Raw genomic sequence first — 15,823 nt, forward strand, 5'->3', positions numbered from 1 at the left:
CGGTCGGTAGATCTCGGCCGTGGATCGCCAAACCCACCGCTCGACCTCGGGCCGTGCGCGCACCGCCTCGGCGAGCGAGGGCTCGCGCAGCACCCGTCCGGCGGGCCGACCATCCTGCTCGAGCGGACACAGAGTCGCACCTCCGTCGCCCGTTTCCGCTACCGCCCATCTCACCTCCCGAGTCTTGCACTGGGGTAGGACATCTACCGCGGTAGCGGGTTCGGAACAGGCAGGTTGGTCACCGACCCGACTGTGCTGCCGCCGCACGGGTGTCGAGTTGTGCGAGCGAGAGTGGGTGGCGCGGTGCGGAATCCAGGACGGTGGTCGATCGGACGCGTAGCTGGTCGTCGACGTGGAGTAGTTCGCCGGGTGCGAGTGCTCGCCAGCGTGGGTCCTCGTCGGTGCGTTCGCTGGCCACCACGACCGCGGGGAATTCGCGCAGGTGGCCGCTTCGGGTCCGGATTCCGGCTCGTCCGGCTTGGTCCAGGTGCCGGTCGCCCTGCGGGCCGCCCGGTTCGCGTTCGAGGACGAACAGGCCGTGTGTATCGGGGTATCGGAGTGCCCACAGGTCTGTTGCCGTGGTGAGTACCAGGTTGAGGGCGTAGACGGGCAGTCGGTCCGCGATCCACCTGACCGCGTCGGTGATACCGGCGGTGACGTCGCCGTCGTGCTGATCGGTGCGCTTGGTGATCAGGGCGAAGAATCGTTCGGAATCGGTGTCGCCGTGTACCAGGTCCAGGTAGTCGCCGAGTTCGGAGTCCAGTTCGTCGAGGCCGTGCAGCACACCGTTGTGGGCGAACAGGCGGCCCCGTTGTTCGAACGGGTGGGTGTTGATGGGTTGCAAGCCACCCGTGGTGGCGTAGCGGATGTGCGCGACGAACGTCATCGATTCTCGTTCGCGCGCCTCCCGAGCGAACTGGACGTCCTGGTACGCGGCGATCGGTTGTTTCTCCACCAGCGGGGCCTCGTCGGCGGTGAAGGTGCCGAGGCCGACGCCGTCGGGTTCACGTCTGCTCTGTATCGACAGACTGTCCGGCGCATCCAGCAACCAGAACGTGGCCCGCACACGCCGCGGCGCGGCCGACAAACCGAACAAGCGACACATGGGACTCCTGCCTGGGCGTTGTCCGCGTGTGATGACTGTCCTGCGATCGTAGTCCCGGATCAGCCGATCTTTGCGTTCCGGTCCGAAATCCCCGGGTCCGGTCCGGATTTCCTGTCCGGCCAGCGGACCAGGCAGTTCAGGGTGCTGGCCGATGCGGCTTCTCGATCGAGAAGGAACGCGCTCATATCGTGATCACGACGCATCAGCGGGGGCGGGATGTCGGTAACCCCATGTGCGCAAGTGATTTCGATTCTCAGGGGGACTGGTTATGTGGGAGTGGAGCAAACATGTCGCAGAACACGCCGCCGCGGCGTGGACCCGTCGACAAGAGGAGTACCGACCGACGATTTGCGACCCGGAACCTGCACCAGACCGCACGAACAACGGCTGCGCCGCAGCTGAGGACGACGGTGGGGAACATCCGGCAGACAGTGCCGAGTAGGCGTCAACGTTCGACCGGAACCACCGTTGTCCCTGTGGGTTCGGCGTCGCAGACGGTGTCGACGCCGAACCCGGTCGGTTCAGCTCTTGGCGAGTGCTTCGCGGCGAATCCACTCGAGCAGGGTGGGGTTGTCGGCCGTGGTGATGACGCCGATGGTGGTGCGGACGTAGCGGTGGTCGTCCAGTAGGGCGAGCATGCTCGCGGCCAGGTCCGCGCGGGCGGTGAATCTGCCGTCGGCGTGGCCCTGGACGACGGTGTAGTCGGTGACCGACGGCAGGTGGTAGAGCCCGCTCGGGCGCACGATCGTCCAGTCCAGATCGGTGGATTGGATGAGGGATTCCATTCGCCGCATGTCGTCGTACAGGGTCTTACCCGCCACCCGCGTCACATATGGCAGTAGTAGGCGGTTGAACAGGAATCCGCCGTCGGAGTACGGGTGCGGATCGACTCCGCTCGAGCTGACCACGGCGAGCCGACGCACCCGATGCCGTTCCATCGCGGCGACAATATTGGCCACACCACGCGAATAGGTGCTGATCGGTTCCTTCCCCGCGGGCACCCCGAGCGTCGATAGCACCGCATCCCGCTCTGCCACGGCGGTGTCGACGGCCGCCGGATCGAGCACGTCGGCACCGACTACCTCGAGCCGATCATGTTGCAGTGGAAACGAATCCGGCTGCCGGGTGACCGCGGCGACCTCATGTCCGGCGGCGAGTGCCTGGCCGGTGAGCAGGCGGCCGGTGGGACCGTTTGCTCCGAAGACTGTGATACGCATGAAGATTCGCCTCTACGACACCAGAGCCGTGCGCAGCGGGGCCAGCGCCAGCGCCCACGCCAGCAACTCGTCGACCAGCCCGTGTACCGCCGCGACGTGCAGCTCACGCGGCTGGAAGTCGGTGAAATTCACGAAGTCCTCGCGCAGCGTCAGCGCCACCTGCGGCCCGATATCGGCCATCCGCAGCACACCTGCCTGCGCGCGCAGCTTCTGCACCGCCATCACCGCGCCGTAGATGCCGTAACCGACGTAGGCGACCGGCTTGCCGCCCCATTCCCTGTGCAGGAAGTTTATGGCGTTGGTCAGGGAGGCGGGCGGGGCGGAGTTGTACTCGGGCGTGACGAAGATGAAGGCATCACAGGAGTCGATGCACTCGGACCATCGCCGGGTGTGCGGCTGTCGGCCCGGCGCGCGGCCCGCCGGGACGGGCTCGTCGAGCAATGGCAGCTGGTAGTCCTGCAGGTCCACGAGCTCGAAATCCGCGCTGTCGCTTGCATATTCGACTGCCTGCTGCTGGACCCATCGGGCCACGCGGTCGCCGATGCGGCCGGGACGGGTGCTGCCGATGATGACGCCGATCTTCATATTCGATTCTCCTGCTGATCAGAAACTGGAAACGCCCGCGCGGGCGGACGAGAACGCGCTGTGGGTGGTCATTTCCTTGAGCGCGACCGCGGTGCGTCCGGCGACGTAGGCGCGCCGGACTGTGTCGTCGGTGTGGGTGAACTGGGCTACCGCGTCCTTCCTGCCCAGCGAGAGGCCGCGGCTGACGTACGGGAAGGAGTGTGGTCTGGGCTTGCGGCCCGCGAGCAGGCGAGCGAAGTTGTCGGCGGCGTGAATGGCCTGCGGTAGGGCGGTGTAGCAGGCGAAACGTGCTCCGGGCACGGCAGCGCAGTCACCGACGGCGAAGATCCGCTGGTCGCTGACGCTGCGCAGGAACTCGTCGACGACCGCACGCCCGCGAACGTCGACCTCGAGACCGCTGCGCGCCGCGAGGTCGGGTACGCCCGACACGATCGCCCACAGGGTCAGGTCCGAAGCCATCTCCCGACCCGACCGCAGCCGCACGACATCCGCCGCGCCCGAACCGACTTCGGCCACCTCGTCATCGATGATCTCGACGGTCAGTCGCTCCAGCCCGGCACGTACCCGCCGATGGGCCCCACTCGAAAGGCCGCCGCCCACCGAGGTACCGATCAGCCGCACGCGCAGATCGGATCTGGCCTCGGCGATTTCGGCCGCGGTCTCGATGCCGGTCGGACCACCCCCGATGACGGTGACATGGTCACCCGCGGTGAGCGCCGCCAGCGCCGCGCGAGCTTGCTGCGCGCCTTCCCATGTGCCCACCGGCACGGTTCCGGGGATGGGCGACGCCGTGCTGCCCACGGCCAGGAAGGCGTAATCGAAATCGATCCGCTCGCCGTCGGCGAGGGCGACGGTGCCTTCGCCGATCTTGTCGACGGTGCCTACCCGTGCCGTGATCCCTTTCCGTAGTACCTCCGCGAGAGGTGTTGCCGCCGAGTATGTTCCCGCGATCTGCTGGTGCAGCCGGACCCGCTCCACGAAGTCCGGGCGCGGGTTGATCACCGTGACCTCGGCATCCTTGACCTTCCTGGCCACCCGGTTCGCCACGAGCGTGCCCGAATAGCCGCTGCCGACTACTACGACCTGCATGTCAGCCTCCTGTCTTGGTAACTGGACGAACACAAGACGCTCGTGACCACGGTCCTGTGACATCCGCGCTCGAGTGACGTGCGTCACTGACGGTGGGTGTCACAAAGTGGGCAGGACCGGCGTCTCGTGTGTATGGCACAGTCGAGAGCAATGAGTGACGTGAGCGAAGCCGAGCGCCTGGACCCGGCCACCGAAGCCTTCCTCGCGCACCGCAAGCTCCTGTTCACCGTCGCCTACGAAATGCTCGGTTCGGCCGCCGACGCCGAAGACGTCCTGCAGGAAACCTGGCTGCGGTGGGCCGATGTCGATCTGACCACGGTGCAGGACCAGCGCGCCTACCTGGTCCGGATCACCACCCGCAAGGCACTCGACCGGCTGCGCACCCTCGACCGGCGCAAAGAGTCCTACGTCGGCCCATGGCTGCCCGAGCCGTTGCTCACCGCTCCCGACGTGGCCGACGATGTCGAACTGGCCGACAGTGTCTCGATGGCGATGCTGCTCGTGCTCGAGACGCTGGCCCCGACCGAGCGCGCGGTGTTCGTACTGCGCGAGGTATTCGACCTGGCCTACGACGAAATCGCCGAAGCCGTCGACAAAACCCCCGCCGCGGTCCGCCAGATCGCCCACCGCGCACGAGCACACGTCGCCGCGCGCCGACCCCGCGGAGTCATCTCCTCGGACCAGACCCGTGACGCGCTCGCCGCCTTTCAACGCGCGGTGGAAACCGGCGATCTACAGCGCCTGCTCGAAATCCTCGCGCCCGATGTCGTCGCCCTCAACGACGGCGGCGGAATCAAACAGGCTCTCCCGCGCCCTGTCGTCGGGGCTGAGCGAGTGGCTCGGCTGTTCGCCGCCTACTGGAACACAATCGGCGCCGCGGCGACACTGCAGCCGACACAGGTCAACGGCTACCCGGCGCTGATCATCCGGCTCGACGGCGAACTCGACACCGTCACCGCGGTGCGCATCGACAATGGCCTCATCAGCGGCATCTACTCCGTGCGCAATCCGCAGAAGCTGTCGCATATGCAACGTGAAACCTCGCTGCATCGCTGAGTCCGGAGCACTTCACCGCCGAAGCCGAAACTGTCGCTGATCGATTGTGCGCCAGGGGCATCGAGGTGCTGATGCCTACGCGAAGATCGCCGGATCGGCGAAGAGGGGATCGCGGGCGATTTCGCTGAAGTAGGACTCGCTGAGATTCTCGGAGGACTCCTCAGCCTCGGCCAGGCGGCCGATGAGGTCGAAGAAACGGGCTTCGGCCGGGCGCAGGTCGGCGACTACGCTGGTGAGATCGATCTCCGCGATGAATCGTGACTCTTTCGCACCGACCGCGAGTACCGCCAGCCAGCCGGGCCACTCGGCATCACACAAAGAACCGCTGGTCTCCGCCCAGAACAGCACGGTGCTCGGCTCGGATGAGAACCGCCCGGCCGCGGCGAACATGAGCAAAGCGGTGTACACGTTCGAATCGATGAACCCGAAGTGCATCAGATAGGCCTCGAGCGCGCCATCGCGGTGCAGGACAACGTAAGTCGAGGCGTGGCCGCCCCCTTCGAGCGTGTCTGCGAAGAATTCGCGTGGTGTCCGGCCCACGTCGGCGTACTGCCAGTCCGCCTGCTTGCCGTCCCAGAACCAGCCGTGGTACATCGCCTCCGGATTGGCGATCGCGCTCGGGTCGGGTGCCGGTGTGTCCAACCAGCGCTCGAAATCCGCTCGTGTCATACGAATTCGGGTGGCCAGCAGGAAACTGTCCGACACAATGGGCTCCTCGTCGATACGACAACCGCCGGGCGGTGATCCGGTTCGCAGTGCGACTACAAGATCACGTTCGGGCGGTGCGGTCCAGCCTCCGGTCGACGACTCTCCCGGCGTCAAGGCAGTCGGTTCGGTGCCGATGCTTCGATTGCCTGTTGCATTTCCTTGATGCCGTACTCGGTGCGGATTCGGATTTCCGGGGCGATGGTGTCGGGCAGGACGTCGGTTATCCAGATCAGGCGGCCGCGCTCACCTTCGCTTCGGACCTCGAAGGACGCGTGGTGGTAGTCCAACGGCGGCCTGGCGCCTTCTACGACGGAGTAGGCCATTCGGCGGGTTTCGTCGTCGATGGAGACGATCAGTTCCCGGATTATGTGGCCGTCCGGAAATGTCGGCTCGCCGCGCTGGGGTTCACCCGAAATCGCGCGCCAGGACGGCTCGGGCGCGAGCATCGGCCAGAAGCAGGCCCGCTTCTCGGCGCAGTCTGCCGAGTTGGCGACGCTGCACGGCGTCGGGGGCTGTGTTCTCGAGTTCGTGGTCCAAGGAGCCGAGGGCGGATTGCAAGTCACCTACTGTCTCAACAGTCGTCCCGGTGCCGAGGTTTCGTGCTTCCTTGATGAGCTGGGCCAGTCGACCTTCCAGACTGAGCATTTCGCCTCCCGAGCGCGCACAGCTGCATGTCCGTCGGCGTCGCCGAAGTCCGGTCCGCCGATTGAATAAACCGCATCTATTGAGCCGTTAAATAACGGTACATCAAACGATGGAGTGATGAAAGGGGCTGGCATCACCCGGAATTCACTGTGTTGTCGGACAATGGGGCGGTTGGTGATCACTCCTCCGGTCCGATGGGAGCCAGCGCTGTGCACGATGACCGTCGGTTGATCGAAGACCGCCTCGGGCGGGTCCTCACAGAGCGGATCGTTCCGGCGATCTATCCGGAGTCGGTGCCGCTGCGGGCATCGATCTGGGTTGCGCCGGACGAACCGGTGCCGGTTGCCGATGGCTTGGGCGCGCCTCGGACGCCCATCGAATCCGGTGCCAGGTGGGGCGCGCCATGGGGGACCAGCTGGTTCACGGTCGAGGGTACGGTGCCTGCCGAGTGGGCGGGCAAAACCGTCGAGGCGATCATCGATCTCGGATTCGACCGGAATATGACGGGCTTCCAGTGCGAGGGTCTGGTCTATCGGTCGGACGGGTCGCCGGTGAAGGGACTGCACCCGCGTAACCAGTGGGTGCGGGTGGCGTCCCCGGCGGTCGGTGGCGAGCATGTGCTGTTACATGTCGAGGCGGCTTCGAACCCGATCATCCCCTTCTTTCCGCCGAACGCTCTCGGTGACAAGCTCACCGCTGGTGACGAGCCGCAATATCGGCTGGGCCGAATGGATCTCGCGGTTTTCGATGACGAGGTCTGGCAGCTGGTGCAGGATCTGGAGGTCCTCGGCGAGTTGATGCACGAGATGCCCGAGGAGCCTGCCCGCCGCTACGACATCGTGCGTGCGATCGAGCGCGCACTCGACGCCGTCGATCTACAGGATGTGAACGCCACCGCTGCGGCGGCGCGCGAATGCCTGATCGATGTGCTGGCCAAACCCGCGGTGCCGTCCGTGCACACGATTTCCGCGGTGGGGCACGCGCATATCGATACGGCGTGGCTGTGGCCGCTGCGCGAGACGGTGCGCAAGGTCGCGCGTACGACCTCGAATATGACCGCCCTCCTGGCCGACGAGCCCGAGTTCATCTTTGCGATGTCCCAGGCCGCGCAGTTCGACTTCATCAAGCAGCATCGTCCCGAGGTCTACGAGCGGGTCGAGCAGGCGGTATCGGAGGGACGGTTCGTGCCCACCGGCGGGATGTGGGTCGAGGCGGATACGAATATGCCGGGTTCGGAAGCGATGGCGCGGCAGTTCGTGCACGGTAAGCGGTTCTTTCTGACGGAATTCGGTGTGGAGAACGAAGAGGCGTGGCTGCCCGACACCTTCGGGTTCGCCGCGGGGGTGCCGCAGATCATCAAGGCGGCCGGATCGAAATGGCTACTGACACAGAAGATTTCGTGGAGCCAGATCAACCAGTTTCCGCACCATACCTTCTTGTGGGAGGGGATCGACGGAACCCGGATCTTCACCCACTTTCCGCCGGTCGATACCTACAACTGTTCGATGCACGGTCGTGAGATCGCCCACGCCGCACGGAATTTCAAGGAGAAGGGCCGTGCGTCGATATCGCTCGCGCCGACCGGCTGGGGTGACGGTGGCGGCGGCACGACACGGGAGATGATCGCGAAGGCCGCCAGGATGGCCGATCTCGAGGGTTCACCGAAAGTGGTGTGGGATTCCCCATCCGGTTTCTTCGCCAAGGCCGAGGCCGAGTACGAGAACCCGCCGGTGTGGGTGGGGGAGCTGTATCTGGAGTTGCACCGTGGCACATTGACGAGTCAGGCGAAGACCAAACAGGGCAACCGTCGCAGCGAGCACCTGCTGCGGGAGGCCGAGCTGTGGGCTGCCACCGCGGCGGTGCGGAAGAACCTCGAGTACCCGTACGCGGCATTGGACCGAATCTGGAAGATGGTGCTGCTGAATCAGTTTCACGACATTCTGCCGGGCTCGTCGATCGCATGGGTGCACCGTGAGGCGGAGCAGACGTATGCGGCGGTGGCCGAGGAGTTGTCGGCGATTATCGAGCGGGCGCAATGGGTGCTCGGCGGTGAGCGGGTGGGACCGAATATGTTCAACCCGACGCCGCACACCTGGCGAGCGATTCCAGCCGGTGCGGCCGCTCCGGTGGATTCGGGTGATTCATGCTCGGTGGTCGAGCGTGCGGGTGGCGGGTTCGTCCTCGACAACGGTCTGTTGCGGGTAGAAGTGGACGCGCGCGGGCTCGTCGCATCGGTTTTCGACCTCGAGCACCAGCGCGAGACGCTGCCACCGGGTTCATTCGCGAGTCTCCTACAACTACATCCGGATTTCCCGAACTCTTGGGACGCTTGGGATGTCGATCTCTTCTACCGAAACCGGGTCACTGACCTGACCGAGGCGGAATTCGTTGTGGCAGAGCCGGTTTCGAAAGACGAAGCGGCCGTGCGGATCGGCCGCTCATTCGGGTCTTCCAAGGTCGAGCAGACGCTGACACTGCGGCCGGGTGCGCGCGGTCTGGATATCGACACCACCGTCGACTGGCACGAGACCGAGAAAATCCTCAAACTTGCTTTCCCCCTGGACATCCACGCCGACCGCTATGCGTCCGAAACCCAATTCGGGCATGTCTTCCGACCTACCCACACCAACACCAGCTGGGAGTACGCGAAGTTCGAAGCCTGCAATCACCGCTTCGTCCACTTCGCCGAGCCCGGCTGGGGTGTGGCACTCGTCAACGACTCGACCTACGGCCACGACGTCACCCGTACTGTTCGAGCGGACGGCGGAACAACGACAACACTGCGGTTTTCACTATTGCGGGCACCCCGGTTCCCCGATCCGGAGACCGACCACGGTTCCCACCACTTCCAGCACGCTCTGGTCCCCGGCGCTTCGATCGGAGATGCCGTGCGCGCGGGTTACCGCGTCAACCTCACCACCTCGCGCCCCGGTGTCGCCGAACCCGTTGCGCCACTGTTCATCATCGACAACGACGCCGTCGTGACCAGCGCCGTCAAACTCGCGGACGACGGCAGCGGCGATGTCGTGCTCCGCGTCTACGAGGCCCACGGCGGCCGAGCCTCGGCACTGGTAACCACGGGCTTCGACAACGCCGGATTCCAAACCTGCGACCTACTGGAACGCCCCCTGCCAGAAGACACCTCCACAACCGCGGAGGGCGCAGGAGTTCGCCTGCAGCTACGCCCTTTCCAACTCCTCACCCTCCGGTTCACCTTCCCGCAGGACTGACGACCGCCATGCGCTGGTGTCGGTGGCTCTCGCCCGATGCCGCCATGAGCGCATGATGATCGTTTGACCAGCATGGAGGAGGTGGGTTCGCGCGAGTCAAGTGGGAAAATTGCGTAGTCGAATACCCGTGTCCGGGTGCTCGACTCGGCGCAAACTCGGAGGTGACACCGGGGATGGCCGGGAGGAGGTGTTGCGTGGTCGAATCAGGTGCCACGGCATCGTCTGAGGGCGGGCGGCTGGGATTGCAGCGGCCCAGGTTGCTGCGCCGGATGGCGGATGCCGATGTCACGGTGGTCATCGCGCCTGCGGGCTCGGGGAAGACGCACCTGCTACAGCAGCATGCCGCGGCCGATGGCGATGGCGTGGCTTGGTATCGGGCCGATCCGGACGATATCGATGCCGAGCGTTTCGTACGGCGGCTGCGGGCGGCGTCGGAGCACGGTCCGCGAACACTGATAGTGGATGATTTCCACTTCATTGTGGGCGGGCCTGCCGAGGCGGCCTTCGAACGGTTCGCATTATCGGGTCCTGGTGCGCGTGTCGTCCTCGGCTCTCGGGTGCGTCCCACCTTCAATCTGATGCGCGCGGAGATCGGCCGGGTGACCGTGCTGTCCGGTGACGATCTGCGCTTCCGCTGCTGGGAGGTCGAGGAGCTGTTCGCGAGCGTCTACGGCCATCGCCTGCCGCCGGACGAGGCGGCGGCGCTGTCCCGGTTCACCGACGGCTGGGCGGCGGGCTTGCACCTGTTCCACCTCGGCACCCAGACCCTGGGCGCTGGTGCGCGACGCGCGGCGATCCGTGCGCTCAGCGGGCGGGCGCGGTATCTGCAGGGCTATCTCGCGCGCACCGTGCTCGGTGAGCTGCCCGCCGAATTGTGTGAATTCCTGCGCCGCACACATGTTTTCGAGACACTGACCGCCGAGCGCTGCGACCGGCTGCTCGATCGCACCGATTCGGCGGCGCTGCTGGCCGAGTTGGAGCGGCGCCAGGCACTGACCAGTTCGGACGACGACGGCCACAGCTTCCGCTACCACGAGGTGCTGCGTCAGCATCTGGCCTCAGCCCTGCGCGAAGAACTCGGCGCGGCCGAGGCGGCCCGATGGTGCCGCAAGGCCGCGACTCAACTCGAGGACGAACACGCCTATCCGGAGGCGGCACGGTTGTTCGCGCGCGCGGAACACTGGGCCGAGGTGGCCAGGCTGCTGAACACGCACGGGGCGCGGGTGGTCGGCGATCCGCGGAGTCCGGTGTGGTGCGCGGGTTTGCCCGCATCGGTGGTAGAGCAGGATCCCTGGCTGTCGTTGGCGACGGCTCGCCGTGAGGTGGCGGCCGGAAATCTGCGGCGGGGGTCGCAGCGGTATCGGCATGCCGAGCGGTTGTTCTCCGAGCCCGATCTGTGCGATGCGGCCGCGCGGGAACGGCGTCTGGTCGATATCTGGCTCGATGCCGCGCCGCAGGTCGAACTACATTGGCTCGATCGAATCCGGGCCGCATCGATGCGTCGTCCATTGGACTATGCCGACGATGACAACCACAGTGCCGGTGCGGCTTTCGCACACACGTGCGCCTTGCTGCTGGCCGGTCACGTGCGTCGAGCCGGTCAGCAAGCCCAGCTGTCGGTGGACGATGCGACGGTCCCGATGCTCGAGCTGTGGACACAGTTCGTCGGCACCATCGCGACGATGGTCTGTGGCGAGCACGTCGGGATGCGCGTCGAGTTGCTCGCGGGTGAGGCCGAACGCGCGGGTGCGACGGCGTTGCTGCGGCAGTGCCGCGCGCTGTCACAGCTCGGCGGCTCCGAGGTCGCCGCGGAATGCGATGCGGCAGGCGATCATTGGGGAGCCGCGCTGGCGGCGGCGATCGCGGCGTATCGGGCATTGCTGGCGGGCGAGCCGTCGATGTCGTTGTGGCGGGCGGTCATCGAGCGGTGCGTGCGGCTACGCGCGGATACGCCGAAGGCGTGGGCGTCGGCGTTCGAAGCCTTGGCGGCCGCGGCCGAAAACGCGGCGGATGCCGAAACCAAGGCGACGCGCGCCGAGGCCTTCGCTCGTGCGACCGGCGTACCCGGTGCGCGCGCGATCGCCTTACTCGCCAACGCCGTCCGAACCGGCAACGTCGCCGCGGCGCCGTTCGCCGCCGCGCGTGCACTCGCCGTGGAAATCGGTATGCCATTACCGCAGGCGCTCGTCGACCGTGTTCGTGAGGCGAAACCCGTTGTCACGCTGCCGATCCCGGAGAACGCGCTGCTGCGGCTGCGCTGCCTCGGCGCTTTCGTGGTCGAGGTCGACGGCATCGAATTGGATCCGCGGACCCTCCGGCCACGCGCCGCCGCTGCCCTTCGCTACCTATCGATGCGCGCCGGGCGGTGGGTGCATCGTGACGACCTGGTCGCGGCGCTGTGGCCCGATCTGCCCGAGGCGCAGGCCCGGCAGAGCCTGCAGGTGAGCGTATCCGCGGTCCGGCGTTTCCTCGAACCCGATACCGGCCGCGGCAAATCGACGCTGCTGATGCGCCGGGGCGAGACGTATTCCCTTGTCCTGAACGGCCGTAGCACCGCCGACGTCGTCGCCTTCGAGACTGTGCTCGAGACGGGCCGGTCCGCGCTGCAACTCGGTGACGAGGACCGGGCGCACAGTGCGTTCACGGCGGCGTTGGCCGAGTACCGCGGCGAACTACTGCCCTCGGATGGAGCCGTCGAGTGGGTTGTTGCCGAACGCGACCGGCTCCGAACCCAGGCGTCACTCGCCGGTGTCACCCTCGCCGAACTCGATTTGGGCCGCGATCGTGCCGCCGCCGCGATCGATGCGCTGCGGCGCAGCCTGGATATCGATCCGTACCTGGATCGCGCCTGGCGGCTGCTGATCTCGGCTTACCAGCGCGCGGACGATCTGGCTGCCGCGGAGCGAGCCCGGCGCGACTACGCGAAGATGCTCGCCGAGCTGGGCGTTCAATCCGCGAATCCGGTTACCGTGCTTGCCGGGCCAACTCGAACGGCACGTGCGCCGGGCACATCGCCTCGACCGCGCGTGCGATCCGCTGCCGGGTAGGCCCATCCCAGCGGTCGGGGGGGACCAGCACGATCAGGCGTGACACCGTGTCGCCGGGGGCGACGGTGTCGGGTGTGCGGGACCATCGTGCGCCGCCGCTTTCCACCACCTCCACCTCGCAGCCGCACACCCTGCGGATGTGCTCCTTCATCGCCGCGACACCCCCGCGACGCGCGTGCATGCCGACCGCGGCCGCGACGACGGCCCGCAGCCGATCCGTCGGCCACTGTTCGTCGGTGTCGGCATCGACCCAGCCCGCGAGCCAGGTCAGGAAGTCGGCGGGGGCGAGCGCGGGATCGACGTAGGTGTGCAGGGCGTCGAAGGTGAGGAAGACCGGAGCGAGGATCTCGTCCATCCCGTTCGTCCAGCGCTGAACGAACGGGTCGTCGAGGTAGATGCCCGGCAGGAACTCGCCGAGCGGATGCGCCGACGGCAGCCCCGCGACCGTGCCCCTCATGACGTGACCTTGATCTGATGCTCGAACGAATACGCCAAACCATTGGGCGGCAGAGTGATTCGCTGGGTGGCTTCACCGCGTGTGCCATTGATCGGATCGGCGGGGTACAACCGCAGGTCGTCGATCTGCTCGACGCCGTCGATACCCTGCAGTACCGCATACAGTTCCCCGGCCTGCACCGACCTGCCGAGCGGCCAACCCTGACCGCTCGGACCATCGGTCACCGGGTGCAGATAGCTGTTGAGCGCGCGGATCGCACTCGCGCGGACCCGAGCCGGATCGATGGTCGCACGTGCGCGCACCGCGCCGACGACGGTCACCCCGCGATAGCGCGGCGGTTCGACGATCAGGCGCGCCCCGATCATCCGCCGTTCGTCCAGATACGCGACGACACGCTGCAGCAACTCGTCGGACGGCTGGAGCCGTTCGAACGGGACGGTCGCCGTCTCGTCGCTGTCCACCTCGGGAACGATCAGCACCCGGACCACCGCCGCGTCCTGGCCCGTGCCCGCAAGGCAGTGGGCGCGGGCTACGCGGGGCGAGGACGCCAGCGCGAGCAACTCGTAATCCCTTGTGGTGACAGCACGTTCGCGAGTGCGCAGCATCATCGGCGCGCGCAGTTTCGCATTCTCGACCGTCTCGCCGTCTACACCGCCGGTACCGGGCCTGCGGTTCTCGATGCGCGAAACGTAGGGCAGCGAGCTGCGCAGCGAACGGACGGTGCCGCGCGCCACATTGCCGCGACGCCCGCCACCGGTCCGGTAGCGCGGTACCCGGATCGGGGCACCCTTCGGCGGCACCGAACCGTAGTGGGTGACCGAGCCGTCCGGCTGACGGATGGCGGGTCCGAAGACGATGACGCCCGCGGCGGCGTCGAGGGTGAAGTGCCGGTCATCGGGTCGGCTGTCACCGAAGTGCTCGACCCGCATCCACTGCTGCCAGCCATCGCCCGCAGCTACTTCGACGACGATATCCTCGTCCGGCTCGGCGACGACTGGTCGCTGGTCGAGCGGAAACTCTTGTGCCGGAATACCTTCGGACATGCCGATGATCTCGTCGCGCATGATCTCGGCGTAGCGGGCGTCGACGGTTCCACCGATGGTGAAGGCCGAGGCGGCGAACACCCGGGGCGCGGCGGTATACGGCGGTTGGCCGGGGCGCACGGGCACCACGCGGCACCGCAGCCAGCCCGCCGTGCGCCGTTGGATCGGCGATGCGCGGTGCGAGGGCGGCACGTGCAGCACGATATCGCCGGGGCGGTTGAGTCCGCCGGTGTCATCGCGTTCGAGTTCACAGCCGGTCCAGCGGCGTCCGTCCCATGCCTCCCACACGAGTGGTGGCTGGCGCGGATCGACGCCGACACCTTCGACGCGGCAGTCGAATCGCAGTACAACGGCGCACGAGGGCACCGGATTCGACAGCCCTACGTACATCGTGTCGTCGGGCGCGGGTGTGGGGGAAAAGCACGCGAATTGCGCTCCGGTGGTGAGCTCGTCGGTGCGATCGATTACGGGGCCGCCCGCGGCTCCGGTGGCGATGGCGGTCAATGCGCACGGCACGATCGGCAGGTCGACGGCGGTCGCGAAGACGACGGGTTCGATTGTCTCGGTGCGCCATTGGTCGGGTCGGCTGGTGTCCTCGCGATCGGTGGCGGTCTGCGTGCCGACGGGCACCAGCACGACCTCCTCGCGCGGTGCGGAGAGCCAGAAGGTGACCGGCACGGTGGCGGCCGCGGGTGGGAACAGTCGAATGCCGAGGAGTTCGAGGAATTTCAGGTAGAGCCGGTCCGGCACCCGGTTGAGCCGGTAGAGCAGTTGGTCGACCACCATGGCGTACGTTTCCAGCAGGGTGACGCCCGGATCGGAGACATTGTGGTCGCTCCATTCCGGACAATGCTGTTGGACATAGCGTTTCGCGTCATCGACGAGGCCCTGGAAGCTGCGGTCGTCGAGGTTGGGCGCGGGCAGCGTCACGACGCACCACCCGATTCCGCGTGCTCCGGAATGACATAGAACGGGAACACCAGATTGCGGGGGTCGTTGCGGCCCCGAATGCTGTATCGGACATCGATATACAGCGTTCCGCTGTCCACATCATCGAAACGCACCTGCACGGCGTCGACGTCGATGCGCGGCTCCCACCGCTCCAGCGCGGCCCGCACCTCGTAGACGATCTGTCCCGCAGTCGCGGCGTCCGCCGGTGCGAATGCGAATTCATGTATGGCACAACCGAATTCGGGACGCATCGGACGTTCCCCCGGTGCGGTACCCAGGATCAGCCGGATGCTCTCCTTGATCTCTTGGTCCGCGCCCACCAACGCGATGGCGCCGGTGTAATCGGTTCGCATGGGAAAGAACGCCCAGCCCGCGCCGATGAACTGTTCGGCCATGGTCATCCTCCGATCAGGACGGTCGGGCAGCCCATGGCGATCGGCGCGCCACAGGCCGACAGATCGCCGACGCGGGCGGCGGGCATCCCGCCGATTAGCACCGTCGGACAGCCGGGACCCGCGATGGCCGACGGCGGGTGGACGGCAGGCGGCGGAAATGAGCAGATATGCGGCGTGCCGACGGTGGCGGCGGGCATCCCGCCGATCAGAACCGTAGGCACACCGGGTGGTCCGATCACGCCGGGGTGCGCGGTTGGATCCGCAACGCGAGCGGCGGGTGGCATATCGACCCCTT

The 15,823-nt window shown here is 66.7% G+C and carries 14 protein-coding genes; 3 read left to right on the forward strand and 11 right to left on the reverse strand.

The features are described 5' to 3' along the window. Window positions 1–238 precede the first annotated feature (238 nt). From NP3_RS12865 to NP3_RS12880, 4 genes are all read right to left on the reverse strand, one after another. Entirely contained in the window at window positions 239–1,105 is an 867-nt protein-coding gene (locus tag NP3_RS12865; RefSeq protein WP_063040982.1) for a class II glutamine amidotransferase, read from the reverse strand. Between the two features lie 521 nt (window positions 1,106–1,626). Beyond that, window positions 1,627–2,322, reverse strand: coding sequence for an NAD(P)-dependent oxidoreductase (locus NP3_RS12870; RefSeq protein ID WP_063040984.1), 696 nt, complete (start codon window positions 2,320–2,322; stop codon window positions 1,627–1,629). A gap of 12 nt (window positions 2,323–2,334) precedes the next feature. Continuing rightward, a complete protein-coding gene (locus NP3_RS12875) occupies window positions 2,335–2,907 on the reverse strand; it encodes an NADPH-dependent FMN reductase (RefSeq protein ID WP_063040987.1) in 573 nt (190 codons plus the stop codon). Between the two features lie 18 nt (window positions 2,908–2,925). Further along, window positions 2,926–3,996, reverse strand: a complete 1,071-nt coding sequence (locus NP3_RS12880) for an NAD(P)/FAD-dependent oxidoreductase (protein ID WP_063040989.1) — start codon at window positions 3,994–3,996, stop codon at window positions 2,926–2,928. 150 nt (window positions 3,997–4,146) lie between these two features. Here NP3_RS12880 and NP3_RS12885 point away from each other — a divergent pair, with 150 nt between their 5' ends. Next, a complete protein-coding gene (locus NP3_RS12885) occupies window positions 4,147–5,052 on the forward strand; it encodes an RNA polymerase sigma-70 factor (RefSeq protein ID WP_245720910.1) in 906 nt (301 codons plus the stop codon). A gap of 75 nt (window positions 5,053–5,127) precedes the next feature. Here the strand turns inward: NP3_RS12885 and NP3_RS12890 are convergent, their stop codons facing one another. The 3 genes from NP3_RS12890 to NP3_RS12900 all read right to left on the reverse strand — a co-directional run bounded on the left by NP3_RS12890 (window position 5,128) and on the right by NP3_RS12900 (window position 6,405). After that, window positions 5,128–5,757 (reverse strand): hypothetical protein, encoded by a 630-nt coding sequence (locus tag NP3_RS12890; RefSeq protein WP_063040993.1) that lies wholly within the window; start codon window positions 5,755–5,757, stop codon window positions 5,128–5,130. 113 nt (window positions 5,758–5,870) lie between these two features. Next, window positions 5,871–6,206: an SRPBCC family protein gene (locus tag NP3_RS12895; protein WP_174566209.1), complete on the reverse strand. Its 336-nt coding sequence runs from the start codon at window positions 6,204–6,206 to the stop codon at window positions 5,871–5,873. Then, window positions 6,166–6,405 carry a hypothetical protein gene (locus NP3_RS12900; RefSeq protein ID WP_063040995.1) on the reverse strand — a complete coding sequence of 80 codons (240 nt, stop codon included), beginning with the start codon at window positions 6,403–6,405 and terminating at the stop codon, window positions 6,166–6,168. Before NP3_RS12900 ends, NP3_RS12895 begins: the two co-directional genes overlap by 41 nt. A 209-nt stretch (window positions 6,406–6,614) precedes the next feature. Between NP3_RS12900 and NP3_RS12905 the strand changes: the two genes are divergently transcribed. Both NP3_RS12905 and NP3_RS12910 read left to right on the forward strand, forming a co-directional pair. Next, the gene (locus NP3_RS12905; RefSeq protein ID WP_063040997.1) at window positions 6,615–9,635 is read left to right on the forward strand and encodes an alpha-mannosidase; all 3,021 of its coding nucleotides are present in this window, start codon (window positions 6,615–6,617) and stop codon (window positions 9,633–9,635) included. Between the two features lie 194 nt (window positions 9,636–9,829). Further along, complete coding sequence (locus NP3_RS12910) at window positions 9,830–12,682, forward strand: AfsR/SARP family transcriptional regulator (protein WP_157124282.1); 2,853 nt, start codon at window positions 9,830–9,832, stop codon at window positions 12,680–12,682. Here the strand turns inward: NP3_RS12910 and NP3_RS12915 are convergent. From NP3_RS12915 to NP3_RS12930, 4 genes are read right to left on the reverse strand one after another with little or no spacing between them, the layout of a single operon-like run. Then, the gene (locus tag NP3_RS12915) at window positions 12,600–13,139 is read right to left on the reverse strand and encodes a phage tail protein I (protein ID WP_063041000.1); all 540 of its coding nucleotides are present in this window, start codon (window positions 13,137–13,139) and stop codon (window positions 12,600–12,602) included. The genes NP3_RS12910 and NP3_RS12915 overlap by 83 nt on opposite strands. After that, window positions 13,136–15,112: a putative baseplate assembly protein gene (locus NP3_RS12920; protein WP_063041002.1), complete on the reverse strand. Its 1,977-nt coding sequence runs from the start codon at window positions 15,110–15,112 to the stop codon at window positions 13,136–13,138. Before NP3_RS12920 ends, NP3_RS12915 begins: the two co-directional genes overlap by 4 nt. Then, complete coding sequence (locus tag NP3_RS12925; protein WP_063041098.1) at window positions 15,109–15,528, reverse strand: GPW/gp25 family protein; 420 nt, start codon at window positions 15,526–15,528, stop codon at window positions 15,109–15,111. The genes NP3_RS12920 and NP3_RS12925 overlap by 4 nt, the downstream gene beginning before the upstream one ends. A gap of 2 nt (window positions 15,529–15,530) precedes the next feature. Next, window positions 15,531–15,812 (reverse strand): PAAR domain-containing protein, encoded by a 282-nt coding sequence (locus tag NP3_RS12930; protein ID WP_063041004.1) that lies wholly within the window; start codon window positions 15,810–15,812, stop codon window positions 15,531–15,533. Window positions 15,813–15,823 lie beyond the last annotated feature (11 nt).

Origin of the sequence: Nocardia pseudovaccinii NBRC 100343, from assembly GCF_001613225.1 — a bacterium.
GTDB classification, from domain to species: domain Bacteria; phylum Actinomycetota; class Actinomycetes; order Mycobacteriales; family Mycobacteriaceae; genus Nocardia; species Nocardia pseudovaccinii.

Bases quoted from the DNA above. Each gene is read 5' to 3' on its own strand.
- NP3_RS12930 (WP_063041004.1), bottom strand. From the start codon at position 15,812: ATGCCACCCGCCGCTCGCGTTGCGGATCCAACCGCGCACCCCGGCGTG.
- NP3_RS12865 (WP_063040982.1), bottom strand. From the start codon at position 1,105: ATGTGTCGCTTGTTCGGTTTGTCGGCCGCGCCGCGGCGTGTGCGGGCC.
- NP3_RS12925 (WP_063041098.1), bottom strand. From the start codon at position 15,528: ATGGCCGAACAGTTCATCGGCGCGGGCTGGGCGTTCTTTCCCATGCGA.
- NP3_RS12885 (WP_245720910.1), top strand. From the start codon at position 4,147: ATGAGTGACGTGAGCGAAGCCGAGCGCCTGGACCCGGCCACCGAAGCC.
- NP3_RS12915 (WP_063041000.1), bottom strand. From the start codon at position 13,139: ATGAGGGGCACGGTCGCGGGGCTGCCGTCGGCGCATCCGCTCGGCGAG.
- NP3_RS12875 (WP_063040987.1), bottom strand. From the start codon at position 2,907: ATGAAGATCGGCGTCATCATCGGCAGCACCCGTCCCGGCCGCATCGGC.
- NP3_RS12880 (WP_063040989.1), bottom strand. From the start codon at position 3,996: ATGCAGGTCGTAGTAGTCGGCAGCGGCTATTCGGGCACGCTCGTGGCG.
- NP3_RS12870 (WP_063040984.1), bottom strand. From the start codon at position 2,322: ATGCGTATCACAGTCTTCGGAGCAAACGGTCCCACCGGCCGCCTGCTC.
- NP3_RS12900 (WP_063040995.1), bottom strand. From the start codon at position 6,405: ATGCTCAGTCTGGAAGGTCGACTGGCCCAGCTCATCAAGGAAGCACGA.
- NP3_RS12895 (WP_174566209.1), bottom strand. From the start codon at position 6,206: ATGCTCGCGCCCGAGCCGTCCTGGCGCGCGATTTCGGGTGAACCCCAG.